This is a genomic window from Pseudomonas sp. Pc102 (genome assembly GCF_018408275.1).
Lineage (GTDB): Bacteria > Pseudomonadota > Gammaproteobacteria > Pseudomonadales > Pseudomonadaceae > Metapseudomonas > Metapseudomonas tohonis.
In genome coordinates this window covers 1,591,868-1,605,180 of record NZ_AP021905.1, presented here as the reverse complement: position 1 = coordinate 1,605,180, position 13,313 = coordinate 1,591,868, and the positions used below count along the sequence as shown (strand labels likewise).

Annotated in this window: 14 protein-coding genes; 10 read left to right on the top strand and 4 right to left on the bottom strand. The window is 66.7% G+C overall.

Going from position 1 to position 13,313, the window contains the following annotated elements; all coding sequences use genetic code 11:
* The first annotated feature begins 145 nt into the window (after positions 1–145).
* From PHLH3_RS07625 to PHLH3_RS07615, 3 genes are read left to right on the top strand one after another with little or no spacing between them, the layout of a single operon-like run.
* Positions 146–1,471, top strand: coding sequence for a TolC family outer membrane protein (locus PHLH3_RS07625; protein ID WP_244862997.1), 1,326 nt, complete (start codon positions 146–148; stop codon positions 1,469–1,471).
* A gap of 23 nt (positions 1,472–1,494) precedes the next feature.
* Positions 1,495–3,654, top strand: coding sequence for a type I secretion system permease/ATPase (locus tag PHLH3_RS07620; RefSeq protein WP_213628774.1), 2,160 nt, complete (start codon positions 1,495–1,497; stop codon positions 3,652–3,654).
* Between the two features lie 9 nt (positions 3,655–3,663).
* On the top strand, positions 3,664–5,019 hold the full coding sequence (locus PHLH3_RS07615) for an HlyD family type I secretion periplasmic adaptor subunit (protein WP_213628773.1): 1,356 nt from the start codon (positions 3,664–3,666) through the stop codon (positions 5,017–5,019).
* 6 nt (positions 5,020–5,025) lie between these two features.
* On the opposite strand, the gene PHLH3_RS07610 is transcribed toward PHLH3_RS07615, so the two are convergent.
* Positions 5,026–5,613 carry a DUF4157 domain-containing protein gene (locus PHLH3_RS07610; RefSeq protein WP_213628772.1) on the bottom strand — a complete coding sequence of 196 codons (588 nt, stop codon included), beginning with the start codon at positions 5,611–5,613 and terminating at the stop codon, positions 5,026–5,028.
* Positions 5,614–5,844: 231 nt separating this feature from the next.
* Positions 5,845–6,294, bottom strand: a complete 450-nt coding sequence (locus PHLH3_RS07605) for a Bro-N domain-containing protein (RefSeq protein WP_213628771.1) — start codon at positions 6,292–6,294, stop codon at positions 5,845–5,847.
* 554 nt (positions 6,295–6,848) lie between these two features.
* Here PHLH3_RS07605 and PHLH3_RS07600 point away from each other — a divergent pair.
* The 4 genes from PHLH3_RS07600 to PHLH3_RS07585 all read left to right on the top strand — a co-directional run bounded on the left by PHLH3_RS07600 (position 6,849) and on the right by PHLH3_RS07585 (position 9,829).
* A complete protein-coding gene (locus PHLH3_RS07600; RefSeq protein WP_213628770.1) occupies positions 6,849–7,130 on the top strand; it encodes a peptidylprolyl isomerase in 282 nt (93 codons plus the stop codon).
* 223 nt (positions 7,131–7,353) lie between these two features.
* Positions 7,354–8,100, top strand: a complete 747-nt coding sequence (locus PHLH3_RS07595) for an SDR family oxidoreductase (RefSeq protein WP_213628769.1) — start codon at positions 7,354–7,356, stop codon at positions 8,098–8,100.
* Positions 8,101–8,224: 124 nt separating this feature from the next.
* Positions 8,225–9,352: a PilT/PilU family type 4a pilus ATPase gene (locus PHLH3_RS07590; RefSeq protein ID WP_213628768.1), complete on the top strand. Its 1,128-nt coding sequence runs from the start codon at positions 8,225–8,227 to the stop codon at positions 9,350–9,352.
* A 138-nt stretch (positions 9,353–9,490) separates the two neighbouring features.
* Positions 9,491–9,829, top strand: coding sequence for an FKBP-type peptidyl-prolyl cis-trans isomerase (locus PHLH3_RS07585; protein WP_213628767.1), 339 nt, complete (start codon positions 9,491–9,493; stop codon positions 9,827–9,829).
* Positions 9,830–10,239: 410 nt separating this feature from the next.
* Here PHLH3_RS07585 and PHLH3_RS07580 read toward each other — a convergent pair whose 3' ends face one another.
* Both PHLH3_RS07580 and PHLH3_RS07575 read right to left on the bottom strand, forming a co-directional pair.
* A complete protein-coding gene (locus PHLH3_RS07580; RefSeq protein WP_213628766.1) occupies positions 10,240–11,589 on the bottom strand; it encodes a CSLREA domain-containing protein in 1,350 nt (449 codons plus the stop codon).
* Positions 11,590–11,803: 214 nt separating this feature from the next.
* Positions 11,804–12,352 carry a MarR family winged helix-turn-helix transcriptional regulator gene (locus PHLH3_RS07575; protein WP_213628765.1) on the bottom strand — a complete coding sequence of 183 codons (549 nt, stop codon included), beginning with the start codon at positions 12,350–12,352 and terminating at the stop codon, positions 11,804–11,806.
* Positions 12,353–12,474: 122 nt separating this feature from the next.
* Between PHLH3_RS07575 and PHLH3_RS07570 the strand changes: the two genes are divergently transcribed.
* From PHLH3_RS07570 to PHLH3_RS07560, 3 genes are read left to right on the top strand one after another with little or no spacing between them, the layout of a single operon-like run.
* Complete coding sequence (locus tag PHLH3_RS07570; RefSeq protein WP_213628764.1) at positions 12,475–12,705, top strand: glutaredoxin domain-containing protein; 231 nt, start codon at positions 12,475–12,477, stop codon at positions 12,703–12,705.
* 55 nt (positions 12,706–12,760) lie between these two features.
* Positions 12,761–13,027, top strand: a complete 267-nt coding sequence (locus PHLH3_RS07565; protein WP_213628763.1) for a DUF2024 family protein — start codon at positions 12,761–12,763, stop codon at positions 13,025–13,027.
* Positions 13,024–13,299 (top strand): Rho-binding antiterminator, encoded by a 276-nt coding sequence (locus tag PHLH3_RS07560; protein ID WP_213628762.1) that lies wholly within the window; start codon positions 13,024–13,026, stop codon positions 13,297–13,299. The genes PHLH3_RS07565 and PHLH3_RS07560 overlap by 4 nt, the downstream gene beginning before the upstream one ends.
* Positions 13,300–13,313: the final 14 nt, after the last annotated feature.

Here is a 13,313-nt window from a genome sequence, read left to right as displayed (position 1 = left end):
GCTTCTCCAAAAGATGTTCTTAGCTCTGATGTTACAAGCCTGAAACGGTTGAACAGGCGATTTCGCCAAAAAAATGGCGATCCGTAAAAGAGCATCGAACAAGGAGACACCCCCTCATGCGAGCAATGACCCCCTCTGGAGCAGCATGCTGTTGGCACTCGCCAGCGCTCAGGTCCAGGCCATGAACCTCACCGAGGCTATCCAGAGCACTCTCGATAACCACCCGGAAATCCGTGCTGCGTCCAATGCTCGGCTCGTCGCCGACGAAGAGAAGAAAATCGCCAAGGGCGGCTATCTACCGACCGTCGACCTGATAGCCGGTGTGGGCCGTGAAAACACCGACAGCCCGAGCACGCGCGCGCTGGGCGATCACAACACCGAGACACTGAACTACCGCAACGCCGAGCTGCGCCTGCGGCAGATGCTCTTCGACGGCTTCAACACCCCCAACGAGGTGGGCCGTACCGAAGCGGTGGTCAACTCCCGCGCCTACTACACCCTGGGCACCTCGGAAAGCCTGGCGCTGCGCACCGTCGAGGTGTACCTCGAAGTGCTCAAGCGTCGCGAGATGGTGGCCCTGGCCCGCAACAACCTGCAGTCGCACCAGCGCGTGGGCGACCAGATCAACCTGCGCAGCCAGCGCGGCGTCGGCAGCATGGCCGACTCCGACCAGTCCGCTGCGCGCCTGGCCCTGGCCGAGAACAACCTCTACACCGAGGAAGTGAACCTGGCCGACGCCGAAGCCAACTTCCTCAGTGCCGTCGGCCGTCCCGCCGACGAGCTGGAAGCGCCCGCGACCATTCGCGGCGAAATGCCGGCGGACCTGCTCGCCGCCCGCCAGACCATGATGGACAACAACCCCTTCCTGAAATCGGCCCAGGCCGACGTGCAGGCGGCAGAGAAGCAGTACGAGTCGGCCAAGTCGCCGTTCTACCCGCGCTTCGACGCCGAGCTGGCGACCACCGCCGATGACAACGTGCAAGGTGATGAAGGCCACTACAACACCTGGCGGGCCGCCGTGGTGATGAACTACAACCTGTTCAACGGCATGCGTGACAAGGCCCGCCTGCAGGCGGCCGCGCACTCGATCAACCAGTCGATGGACATCCGCAACAACGCCCTGCGCGTGCTCAACGAGAACCTTGCGCTGGCCTGGAACGCCATGGAAAACGCCCGCCTGCAGACCCCCAAGGCGCGTGACTACGCCGACTACACCCAGCGCGTGCGCGAGGCTTACCAGCAACAGTTCGGCCTCGGACAGCGCACCCTGCTCGACCTTCTGGACAGTGACAACGAACTCTTCACCGCCAACCGGCGCTATGTCGAGGTGCGCTACACCGAAGAGTTCGCCATGTTCCGCGTGATCTCCGCCATGGGCGATCTGCTGCGCCGGCAGAACGTCGTAGTCCCGGCTGAGGCCATCGCCGCTTCTGAAGTGAAGAGCGAAGCCCGTCTGCCGGAAATGAAGTGATCGAGGTTCCGGAGTAGCAGTAGATGACCACCATGGAAAGGGCGGGTGCCGCCGTCGACCCCCGGCAGAGTCACGACGACCCGCTGCTGGACGGCCTGCTGATCCTCTGCAGGCTGCACGACTGCCCCGCCAGCCGGGGCAGCCTCACCGCCGGCCTGCCGCTGGCGAACCAGCGGCTGACACCCGACCTGCTGGCCCGTGCAGCTGCACGGGTCGGCATGCAGGGGCGGCTGCTGCGCCGTGACCTGGGGGCTATCTCTCCGCTCAACCTGCCGGTGCTGCTGCTGTTGAAGGATGGCCGCAGCGCGGTGCTCCACCAATGGGGCAAGGACGGCCGCGCGCTGATCCTGCCCTGCGAATCCGACGGCGGCCAGCAATGGATCGACCGGGATCTTCTGGACGCTGCCTACAGCGGCGAAGCCCTGTTCGCCCGCCCCCGCCATGAACTGGAGGAAACCCGCGCGCCGCTCGTGCCACGGGTCAAGTCCTGGTTCCGCGACACCTTGCGGCTGTCGCGCTGGCTCTATACCGATGCGGTGCTGGCCAGCCTGCTGATCAACCTGCTGGGCATGCTGGTGCCTTTGTTCGTGATGCAGACCTACGATCGCGTGGTGCCCAACCAGGCCACCTCGACCCTCTGGGTGCTGACCATCGGCCTGCTCATCGGCACTGGTTTCGACCTGCTGCTGCGCGTGCTGCGCGCGCACCTGCTGGACACCGCCGGGAAGAAGACCGACGTGGTGCTCTCGGCCACGCTGTTCGAACGCATCACCGGCATGTCGATGAAGGCGCGGCCGACCACCATCGGCGGCTTCGCCCAGAGCATCCACGACTTCCAGGGCCTGCGGGAATTCCTCACCGCGGTGACCCTGACCAGCCTGATCGACCTGCCCTTCTCCATCCTCATGCTGCTGGTGATCGGCCTGCTCGGCGGCTGGCTGGTTGTGATCCCCATCCTTGCCTTCCCCCTCACCGCGATCTTCGCCTGGATCATCCAGACCCGCCTGCGCGACACCGTGCAGCGCAGCCTGGCCCTGGGGGCGGAACGCCAGGCCCTGCTGATCGAGACCCTCTCGGGCCTCGAGACGCTCAAGGCCTGCAGCGCCGAGAGCGAGCGCCAGCACCGCTGGGAACGCACCCACGGCGCCCTCACCCGCCTCGACAGCCACGCGCGCTTCCTTTCCGCGCTGGTGACCAACGGCACCATGTTCCTGCAACAATTCGCCGGCCTGGCGATGATCATCGCCGGGGTCTACAGCATCATCGCCGGCAACCTCAGCGTCGGCGCCCTGGTGGCCAGCTACATGCTCAACAGCCGTGTGCTGGCGCCGCTCGGGCAGATCGCCGGGCTGATCACCCGCTACCAGCAGGCGCAACTGACCATGAAGAGCACCGACTCGCTCATGGGCCTGCCACAGGAACGGGAGAACAAGCAGCAGCCACTGGAGCGCACCCACATCAAGGGCGCCATCGATGTGCGCGGCGTGAGCTTCCGCTACCCCGACCAGGCCGCCCCCGCACTGGCCAACGTCAGCCTGCGCCTGAATGCCGGCGAACGGGTCGGCATCATCGGCCGAAGCGGCTCGGGCAAGAGCACCCTCGCGCGCCTGGTGATGAACTTCTACAGCCCCGACGAAGGCCAACTGCTGCTGGACGGCATCGACCTGCGCCAGTTGGACGTCGCCGACCTGCGCCACCAGATCGGCTTCGTCACCCACGACATGCCGCTGATCGCCGGCAGCCTGCGCGACAACCTCACCCTGGGCGCGCGCTACGTGAACGACGCACGGATGCTGGAGGTGGCCGAACTGACCGGCGTCACCGAGCTGGCCCGCCAGCACCCGCAGGGCTTCGACCGCCCGGTGGGTGAGCGCGGCCAGCTGCTCTCCGGCGGCCAGCGCCAGGCGGTGCTGCTGGCCCGCGCCCTGCTGCTCGACCCGCCCATCCTCCTGCTGGACGAACCCACCAGTGCGATGGACAACACCAGTGAGGACATCCTGCGCAACCGCCTGCACGGCTGGGCCCAGGGCAAGACCGTGCTGCTCATCACCCACCGCGCCTCCATGCTCAGCCTGGTGGATCGCCTGGTGGTGCTCGATGGCGGCCACATCGTCGCCGACGGCCCGAAGGACGCGGTGATCGAAGCCTTGCGCAAGGGCCGCGTCGGCCCGGCGGCCGTCTAGGAGCAGATCATGGAAAACACCCGATCGATCCGCGACTACTTCGGTGGCATGGGCAGCAAGCCCGATACCGAGTTCATGCCCGAGGTGGACGGCGCAGCGCTGGAGGACTCCCCCACCGGCACGCGCGTCACCGTGTGGGTTGCCTGCACGCTGCTTATCGTCGCCCTGGTCTGGGCCAAGTTCGCCGTGCTGGAGGAAGTCACCACCGGTGAAGGCAAGGCCATCCCCTCCAGCAAGATCCAGGTGATCCAGAACCTGGAGGGCGGCATCGTCTCCGAGATCTTCGTCCGCGAAGGCCAGGTGGTAAGCAAGGGCGACGTGCTGCTGCGCCTGGACGACACCCGCTTCCTCTCCAACAAGGGCGAGACCGAGGCTGATCGCCTGGCGCTTATGGCTCGGGTGCAGCGGCTCTCCGCCGAGGCGGAGGACCGCCCCTTCAAGGTGTCGGAGGACATCGCCAAGGTCTCGCCGCAACTGGCCGAGGACGAGATGGCGCTTTACGGCAAGCGCCTGCAGCGCCTGGACAGTGAGCAGCACATCCTCCAGGAACAGCTGCGCCAGAAGCAGCAGGAGCTGGCCGAGTTCCGCTCCAAGTCGCAACAGTACGCCTCCAGCCTGGGGCTGCTGCAGCAGGAACTGAACATGTCCCAGCCGCTGGTGGGCACCGGCGCCATCTCTGAAGTGGAGATCCTGCGCCTGCGCCGCAGCGCGGTGGAGATGCGCGGCGAGCTGAACGGCACCAACCTGGCCATCCCCCGGGCCGAGGCGGCGGTGAAGGAAATCGAGCGGAAGATGGAAGAGAGCAAGCTGTCGTTCCAGTCGGACGCCTTCAAGGAACTCAACGAGGCCCGCACCGAACTGCAGAAGATCACCTCCACCGGCAAGGCCATCGATGACCGCGTCACCCGCACCACCGTGGTATCGCCGGTGAACGGCATCATCAAGCAGTTGAAGGTCAACACCATCGGCGGCGTGGTGCAGCCGGGCAACGACATGGTGGAAGTGGTGCCGCTGGAAGACAACCTGCTGATCGAGGCGCGCATCCGCCCGCAGGACGTGGCCTTCCTCCACCCGGGACAGAAGGCGATGGTCAAGTTCAGCGCCTACGACTACACCATCTACGGCGGGCTCAAGGCCAAGCTGGAGCTGATCGGCGCCGATACCATCACCGACGACAAGGGCAACAGCTTCTACCTGATCCAGGTGCGCACCGACAAAAGCCACCTGGGCAAGGACGACCACCCGCTGCTGATCATCCCGGGGATGATCGCCACGGTGGATATCATCACCGGCGAGAAGAGCGTGCTCGACTACCTGCTCAAACCGGTGCTCAAGGCTCGCTCGGAAGCCATGCGCGAGCGCTGATCACCCTCATTCGCCGCGCCGCAGGGCGCGGCTCACCTCCAGTTGGCGGGCATAGGCCGGCGACTCGACCGCATCGAAGTCGCGGCTGTAGCGCCGGGCGAAACCGTCGCTGCCCCATTCCCGGTACTGCTGCACGTGGAACAGTTCATGGGCCCAGAGCGCCACATCGTGCAGGGCCGCCTCCGAAGTGCGGAAGACGATGATGTCCACCAGGGTCACGGCCTTGATGTCGGGGTTCTGCAGCATGGTGCGCGCGGCGTTCATCTCGTCGTTGTCGCCGACCTTGTAGCGCACCGCATCGAGCAGCTCCGCCGAATACCAGGGCAGCAGGCGCTGGCGGATTTCCGGGGGGATCGGCAACGTCCCCTGCTGCGCCGCCGAATCACGGGAGCGCAGCAGCCAGCCCTCCAGCGCCGACGCGGCCACCGCGCCGGCCTGCTCCTGATAGGGCGCCAGCACGCCATTGGGGTCGGGCACGCAGATGCAGCCGCCCAGGCACACCTCGGTCTCGCCTTCGGCACAGGCGAGCGCCAGGTTAGAAGCAGACGTGATGAACAGGGCCAGCAACAGGGACACGGGCAAGGCGCGGGGCATGGAGGGTTCTCGAAAGGCCAGGCGGCGATGGTGGTGGATCGGCGGCATTGAGACAACGGCAAAAGCCGTTATGCGTCAGGGCGACCTGTTGGAGGCGACCTGTAGGGGCGACTTCAGTCGCCCAGCGGCGCGCAGCGCCGCCGCCCCTGTGGGAGCGAATTCATTCGCGAAGGGCGCCGACTCCACGCCCTTCGCGGTTTAAACCGCTCACACGCCCTTGCGGCGAGTCCCTCAAAGCTCCCGGTAGCGCGGCACCTTCTCCCACTGCATCCACAGCTCGCCTTGCCAATCCAACAACACCAGCCGGTGGGACTTCCAGTCCAGCATCACCCGCCGTGGCTGCTTGCGGCAGCGTTCGTACTGGTCGCGCAGTGTGGGAATCACATCGCGGGCAAGCCATTCCTCCAGATGACGGAGCTCGGGGTGACCGAAACGAAGCATGGCCTTGTAAAGGCCTCCTTCGCTGACGAGCTGGACATCCTCCTCGCTGCCCGTGGCGTAGCTGAAACGAGCCTTGCGAACCTGATAGGGACGCAGGCGCCGGTGCAGTGCCTGGGGATGGTGCAGGCCCAGCAGGCGGGCGAAGTCGTAGGCGCAGAACCAGGGTTGGTCGTCGATCATCACGCCGCGCAGGGGGCGTTCATTGCGGTAGAAAAAGGTGGGGGTGAGTGCGTCATGCATGGTGCTTCTCCGTTTGCGTTTCCATGCCTCCGCCATCGTCGTCATTCGATGGGTGGAGGATCGCGTGGGGTTGACGAACCGGGCAAACGGAGCCGGCAGACCACGAGTGGTCTCCCCACGCGATCCGCCATTAGATGATGCAGTCCTGAAAACTGCATGCGAGCCGGTTCCCGCTGGAAACGTACGCCGTTTCCCGCAAGCCCCGTAGGCGGCATCGCGCCGTTAGCTTCAGGTCGTCAAACCCGGTCGCAGATTGACCGCGACCGGGCGAACTTAGGGAGGGGGTGGGAGGCGAACAAGGGGTTGCGGCAGGTTTGGGAAATTTCCGTGTGTTACTTGGGCGGTGGACCCTGTGGGAGCGAATTCATTCGCGATCGATGGACCTCCACACCCTTCGCGGTTGAAACCGCTTCCACGCCCAGGCCACATCCGGTGACCGCCCCTGCCGGGCTTCACCCGACCTGCACCACAGCGCCGTACCACCCACGCCCCCGCCCGTTGACGGCTCGGTCGATTCCGGTAGGCTCTGCGCTTTCTTCAAGAGGAGTCCTCCCATGCCCCGCGCAACCGCCCGCCACATCCTGGTTTCCAGCGAAGCCAAGTGCAACGAACTGAAAGCCGCCATCGAAGGGGGCGCCGATTTCGCCCAGGTCGCCAAGGACAACTCCACCTGCCCGTCCAGCCGTGACGGCGGCAACCTCGGTTCCTTCGGCCCGGGCCAGATGGTCCGCGAGTTCGACACCGTGGTCTTCAGCGCCCCGGTCAACGTCGTGCAAGGCCCGGTGAAGACCCAGTTCGGCTATCACCTGGTGGAAATCACCAGCCGCCAGGACTGATCCCGGTCGAGGGCGTCACCCAAGGTGGCGCCCTGCTCCAACCCTCCGCATCACCCCCTCCCCCGCGTCAACTCGACTACCTGCGCAGTCATATCGACCCGACCAAACCAGGTCATATCGACAGCGATAATTTTCAAGCGGTTGATTTTACTGAATATTTTACCTGGCACGCTTCCTGATTCCTGTCATTGCCCCATCACAATGACCCATAAGGAATCGCCTCATGCCTGCACACGAATTCAACGACCGCCTCGCCGTGATCACCGGCGCCAGCTCCGGCATCGGCCTTGCCCTGTGCGAACGCCTGCTCGACGCCGGCGCTCGCGTGCTCGCCTTCTCGCGCCAGGGCGGCGGCCTGCCGGACCTGCTGGAGCGCTACCCGCAACGGCTGCACTGGCTGGCAGGCGACGTCACACGGGCCGATGACCTGGCGCGCCTGGCCCGCCGCGCGGCAGAGCTGGGGCCGGTGGACTGCCTGGTGCCCAACGCCGGTATCGCCCAGCTCGCCGACGGCCTCGATGCCGGCGCCTTCCAGCGCCAGTGGGCGGTGAATGGCGCCGGTGCGCTGGACACCCTCGCCGCACTGTTGCCCCACCTGTCTCGCCCGGCTTCGGTGGTGTTCATCGGCACCTTCCTCTCCAGCGTCACCTTTCCCGGCCTCGCCGCGTACATCGCCAGCAAGTCCGCCCTCAAGGCCCAGGCGCGCACCCTGGCGGTCGAGCTGGCGGGGGGCGGCGTGCGTATCAACCTCGTCTCCCCCGGCCCGACCGCAACCCCCATCTGGGGCACCCTCGGCCTCGACGACCAGCAGCTCGCCAGCGTCGCCGGCACGGTGAACCAGCGCCTGCTCGACGGACACTTCCTCGACGCCGGCGCGATCGCCGATGCCATCCTCTTCCTCCTCTCCCCCGCCGCCCGTGGCATCCACGGCCAGGACCTGGTCGTCGACAACGGCTACACCCTGCGCTGACGCCACCCGCCCCCGCGCCCGGCGGGGGCATTCCACAAGCGGCGCCGGCGCCTGCGGCAATCGCACCCCATGTTCGCGCGGCCGGTTCCGCTGCTAGGCTTGCCCATCGACGAACGGAGGCAGGATGAGCGACCCGACCGAGACGACACCCAGTGTCTTCCCCTACCTGGAGCTGCTGCACCAGCACGCCGGCTCGGACATGTTCTTCAGCGTCGGCTCGCCCCCGCACATCAAGCTCGAAGGCCATGCCCGCCCCCTGGGTGAGCGCGCCCTGCAGCCGGGCGAGGTGCGCCTGCTGGCCAACCAGCTGATGACACCCGTCCAGCGCGAGGAGTTCGAGCGCGAGCTGGAGATGAACCTCGCCATCAGCCTGCCGGGCAGCGGCCGCTTCCGCGCCAACATCTACCTGCAGCGCGGCGAGGTCTCGATGGTGGTGCGCCTGATCCGCACCGAGATCCCCAGCCTGGAAAGCCTCGGCCTGCCGCCGCTGCTGGAGAAGCTCGCCCTGCAGGACCGTGGGCTGATCCTGGTGGTCGGCGCCGCCGGTTCCGGCAAGTCCACCACCCTCGCGGCCATGCTCGACTACCGCAACGCCCAGCGCAGCGGGCACATCCTCTGCGTCGAGGACCCCATCGAGTTCCTCCACAGCCACCGTCGCTCGATCATCGACCAGCGCGAGGTAGGCCTCGACACCCACAGCTTTTCCGCCGCCCTGCGCAACGTCCTGCGCGAGGCCCCGGACGTGATCATGATCGGCGAGATACGCGACGCCGAAACCATGCAGCACGCCCTGCACTACGCCGAAACCGGCCACCTGTGCGTGGCCACCCTGCACGGCACCAGCGCCCGCCATGCGGTGGAGCGCATCACCCGTTTCTTCCCCGACGCGGCGCGGCGCCAGGTGCTCGGCGACCTGTCGCAGAATCTCCTGGCCATGGTCGGCCAACGCCTGGTGCCCGGCATCGACCACAAGCGCGTGGCGGCGGTCGAACTGATGCTGGGCACGCCCCATGTGCGCGACCTGATCCTGCGCGACGAGCTGCATGAGCTGAAAGGCGCCATCGAGAACGCCCTGGAAAGCGGCTCCTGCAGCTTCGACCAGAGCCTGTTCGCGTTGGTGGAGGCCGGCCGCATCAGCCTGGCGGACGCCTTGAAGTTCGCCGACTCGCGCACCGACCTGGCGCTGAAGATCAAGCTCGAACGCGGCTTCGACCCCCAGGACAGCGAGCGCAAGGTGCTGCGCGACCATTGAGTGGCAAGTCATCGTTCGAGGTTCGTCACGGAGGTCGGCGATGGTCGGTGTACCTGCCCGGAGAAAGAGGCCTGCAACCCCTTGCCAAGCGCCGCGCTTGGTGCGAAAACGCGGCACCCCAAGGGCGAGCGAGCAGCCATGAGCGAAGAATTGAAGATCGAAGACCTGCACGAAGGCGATGGCAAGGCCGTGGTCAAGGGCGCCTTGATCACCACCCAGTACAACGGCTGGCTGGAGGACGGCACTCTGTTCGACTCCTCCATCGAGAAAGGCCGCCCCTTCCAGTGCGTGATCGGCACCGGCCGGGTGATCAAGGGCTGGGACCAGGGCCTGATGGGCATGAAGGTCGGCGGCAAGCGCAAGCTGCGGGTGCCCGCGCACCTGGCCTACGGCGAGCGCCAGGTTGGCAGGATCCCGCCCGGCTCCAACCTGGTGTTCGAGATCGAGCTGCTGGAAGTGCTGACCCGGGACGATTGATCCCCCTCACGAGACCGCGCCATGCCTTCCGCCCCCTCACTCATCGAGGCCGAAGCCCGCTTCGCCGACCTGCAGGAGCCAATTCATTCGCGAAAAGGCCGAGCCCATCGCGGAGGCCGGCGTCGCTGCCTGTGACGATTCGAGCTGAGGACTGGCAGGGTGAGCTCGTGCCGTAGGGTGTGCCGTGTGCACTGCGCCGCACGGTGCTTCCGGCGAGCCCCGGTGCGCGCAGCACACCCTACGCCTGGAGTGAGCGGTGGCTGCTGCTCCGAGGTCTGGTCGAACACCCTTCCAGGGGGGCCAAAGGCAAAGTCACGTTCCAGGAACGTGGATGTCCACTCACGAAAATGCCGAGCCCCGTCGCAGGGCTCGGCATCGCGGCGTGGGGCCTCGCTGCGCTCGGCGCCAACCTACGGCTTCGGCCGCTCGTAGGCACCCAGGTCGCAACGGGCCACGCCGTCGCCGTCGCCGTCACGCGGGCGCTTGGAGCCACGCTGGTCATGGGCGGTGCAGGTGCCGATACCGGCATCCACCGCCGGGCTGCGCGGGCGAAGGGCGTGGGTCTGGGTCAGGCCGTTGTTGTCCGCCAGGGGGTAGAGGACCTTGGTGAGGACGTCGGTCTGTTCGACATACAGCTCGCCGGTGCAGTTGCCGGGCCCGGTGCCCAGCAGCAGGCCGATGGCCTTGTACTGCGCCTGGGCGCCCTGGTTGTCGCAGTTCATCGGCGTCTCCAGGCCCTCGTCGAGATTGCCGGCGATGATGCTGTTGCGCAGGGTCACCGAGCCTGTGTTGATCAACCCGTAGCCGCCGCTGTTGTTGGCGATGGTGACGTTCACCAGCAGCGCCTCGGGGCTGGCGCTGATCCAGGGCTGGCCGTTGTTCAGGGTGGCCTGGGCACGGTAGTACTGGGTGTTGCCGCTCAGGGTCGAGTTGACCAGGGTGAGCGTGCCGTCGTTGCCGATGGCCGAGCCGAAACTGGACCCGTTGCCGCTGAAGGTGGTCCGCGCCACGTCGGCCGTGCCGCGGTTGTAGAGGCCGCCGCCGTAGCCGGCGTCATCGTCGTCGCTGGCGGAGTTGCCCTGCACGCTGCTGTCGCGCAGCAACAGCTCGCCGGTGTTGTAGATGCCGCCACCCAGCCCGAAGTAGCCCTCTCCGGCCCCGGCGCGGTTGTTGGCGATGACCGAGCGGTGCACGGCCAGGCGCCCGTCGTTGGCGATGCCGCCGCCATTGCCGGGGCTGAAGGCACCGGTGGAGCTGTTGCGGCTCACTTCCACCTGGCGCAATACCACCTCGCCATGGTTCTCCAGGGCGCCGCCATAGGTGGAGCTGTGGCCACCGGTGAGACGCAGGCGCTCGAGCACCACGCGGGCGCCGTCGAACACCTCCAGCAGGCGGTCGTTGGCCTGCGGGGTGCCGCTGATCACGGTCGCGGCAGGGCCCTGGCCGATGATTTCGAGGGAGTCGTGGATGTCGAGGTCGCCATTGAGGTTGTCGTCTTCGTCGACGACGTCGCCCTCTTCGTCGCGGCCGGCCGGCAGGCTCAGGCGATAGGTCTGCGCCTGGAGCACGATGCGGTCCGGGCCCGGCGCGGCGTTGGCGGCGGAGATGGCGTCGCGCAGCGAGCAATGGGCATCGCAGACGCCGTCGTAGCTGTCTTCGGTCTGGTTGACGACGAAATCGGCGGCATGGGCGGCCTGGCCGCCCACTGCCAGGGCGACGAGCACCGCGGTGGCAAGGGGAGAGATGAGCGTCTTGTGCATGAGCTGTCCTGCGTGTCGAGGACAGGGCGTCCACGGGACGCACGGCGGCCCTGCCCTGTCGGTTCCTTGGGGCGCGGACACGACGCGGCTTCCGCTCCAGCCGCGCGACGGCTCGTCATGCGGCTAGTGATGGACCGGGCGTTTTCGGCCTTGGTTCCGATGGATTTCGCCCACTGGTCGCTCCAGGTTCCTGGGGAGTGGATCGGATGGGCAGCTAAGCGGGATTCCGATGCTCGCGGCAGATCAGCACCTCGTCGCCGGCGGCCAGGGGCTCCTCGGTCAGCCCGCAGAAGGGCAGGCCGTCCAGGGTGCGGTGGAAACTGCAGGTGCGGCACAGGCCGAACGAGGGCACGTCGACGCTGCGCTGGACGTTGCGCAACAGGTCGCCGAGCAGCGCCTCCAGCTGCCCGGCGGCGGGGCCCATGTGCAGGGTGGCGGCGGCGAGGAAGTCCGGCGGCAGCACCGCGCCCAGCAGCTCGCGGGCCGACGGCGTGAGCTCCAGGTGCACGCTGCGGCGGTCCTGCAGATCCGGACGCTTGACCACCAGCCCCTTGGCCTCCAGGGCCTTGAGCGACTGCGACACGGTGCCCTTGGTCAGCCCGAGGTAGTCGGTCACAGCCAGCGGCGTGTCGGAATAGCGGTTGCAGCGGGCCAGGTAGAGCAAGGCGCTGAACTGGATCGGCTGCAGGTCGGCCAGCAGCGGGTGCTCGCGGAACCAGACGCGGGTCAGGCTGGAAAGGCGTTCCAGCAGGTCGAAGAGCAAGGCGCTTCTCCCGATAGATTATTTCAATTGATAGTATCGAATAAAAACTATATCGACAAAATCTCACTGACTGTAATCTCCCACCTGAAGGTATCGGATCGATACCAAACAGGAGAAACGCCATGACCCAAGCTCGCTATTACCACGCTGGTTGCCCCGTCTGCGTCGAAGCCGAACGCACCCTCATCGGCCTGCTCGACCCGAAGGTGCAGGTCGAGATCGTCCACCTCGGCGATGTGCCGGCCCGCGTTGCCGAAGCGGAAAACGCCGGGGTGAAATCGGTCCCCGCCCTGGTGGTCGATGGCCAGGTGCTGCACCTGAATTTCGGTGCGGCCCTCGCCGATCTCAAGTAACCCGCCGGCGGGTCGCGTTCGCCATCGCGACCCGCTCCCCAACGAGGAATCCACCATGCAGATCCAGGTATTCGACACCCACGTGCGCACCCGTGACGGGCGCTACCTGCACTTCGACGTGCTAATCGACTCGGCCGAGCAGCCGCGCGCCGAACGCTTCGCCCGCGATTGGCTGGGCAGCCTCGGCCTGGCCGACGCCGATCTCGCCCAGAGCCAGTGCCTGTACTGCCACAGCGAGTCGGCCCCGGAGCCTGTCGCCGCAGCCATCGAGCGCGACGGCTACTTCATCATTGCCCTGCAAGGTTTCGAGGCGGCGCCATGAATGCCTACCAACCGCTGCACTGCGATCTCCATGACTACCTTGAGATCGCCTGCCTGCGCAGCTACCGGCTGCGGGTGGAACTGCTCGATGGGGAGCCCTTCGAAGCCCGCGCCCAGACCACCCGTACCACCACCAGCAAGGAGGAATTCCTGCGCTTCGATGACCTGCGCGAAATACGCCTCGACAGGTTGCTGGCGATCACCCCGCTGGACCCCGACGCCCCCTTCGGCCGGGTGCTGCTGGCGGGCGCTGCCTGCTCGGCCCCGCGATGACGCGCCGCACAAGC

Coding starts and splice junctions, on each gene's coding strand:
- PHLH3_RS07625 (WP_244862997.1), top strand. CDS start 146: ATGCTGTTGGCACTCGCCAGCGCTCAGGTCCAGGCCATGAACCTCACC.
- PHLH3_RS07620 (WP_213628774.1), top strand. CDS start 1,495: ATGACCACCATGGAAAGGGCGGGTGCCGCCGTCGACCCCCGGCAGAGT.
- PHLH3_RS07615 (WP_213628773.1), top strand. CDS start 3,664: ATGGAAAACACCCGATCGATCCGCGACTACTTCGGTGGCATGGGCAGC.
- PHLH3_RS07610 (WP_213628772.1), bottom strand. CDS start 5,613: ATGCCCCGCGCCTTGCCCGTGTCCCTGTTGCTGGCCCTGTTCATCACG.
- PHLH3_RS07605 (WP_213628771.1), bottom strand. CDS start 6,294: ATGCATGACGCACTCACCCCCACCTTTTTCTACCGCAATGAACGCCCC.
- PHLH3_RS07600 (WP_213628770.1), top strand. CDS start 6,849: ATGCCCCGCGCAACCGCCCGCCACATCCTGGTTTCCAGCGAAGCCAAG.
- PHLH3_RS07595 (WP_213628769.1), top strand. CDS start 7,354: ATGCCTGCACACGAATTCAACGACCGCCTCGCCGTGATCACCGGCGCC.
- PHLH3_RS07590 (WP_213628768.1), top strand. CDS start 8,225: ATGAGCGACCCGACCGAGACGACACCCAGTGTCTTCCCCTACCTGGAG.
- PHLH3_RS07585 (WP_213628767.1), top strand. CDS start 9,491: ATGAGCGAAGAATTGAAGATCGAAGACCTGCACGAAGGCGATGGCAAG.
- PHLH3_RS07580 (WP_213628766.1), bottom strand. CDS start 11,589: ATGCACAAGACGCTCATCTCTCCCCTTGCCACCGCGGTGCTCGTCGCC.
- PHLH3_RS07570 (WP_213628764.1), top strand. CDS start 12,475: ATGACCCAAGCTCGCTATTACCACGCTGGTTGCCCCGTCTGCGTCGAA.
- PHLH3_RS07565 (WP_213628763.1), top strand. CDS start 12,761: ATGCAGATCCAGGTATTCGACACCCACGTGCGCACCCGTGACGGGCGC.
- PHLH3_RS07560 (WP_213628762.1), top strand. CDS start 13,024: ATGAATGCCTACCAACCGCTGCACTGCGATCTCCATGACTACCTTGAG.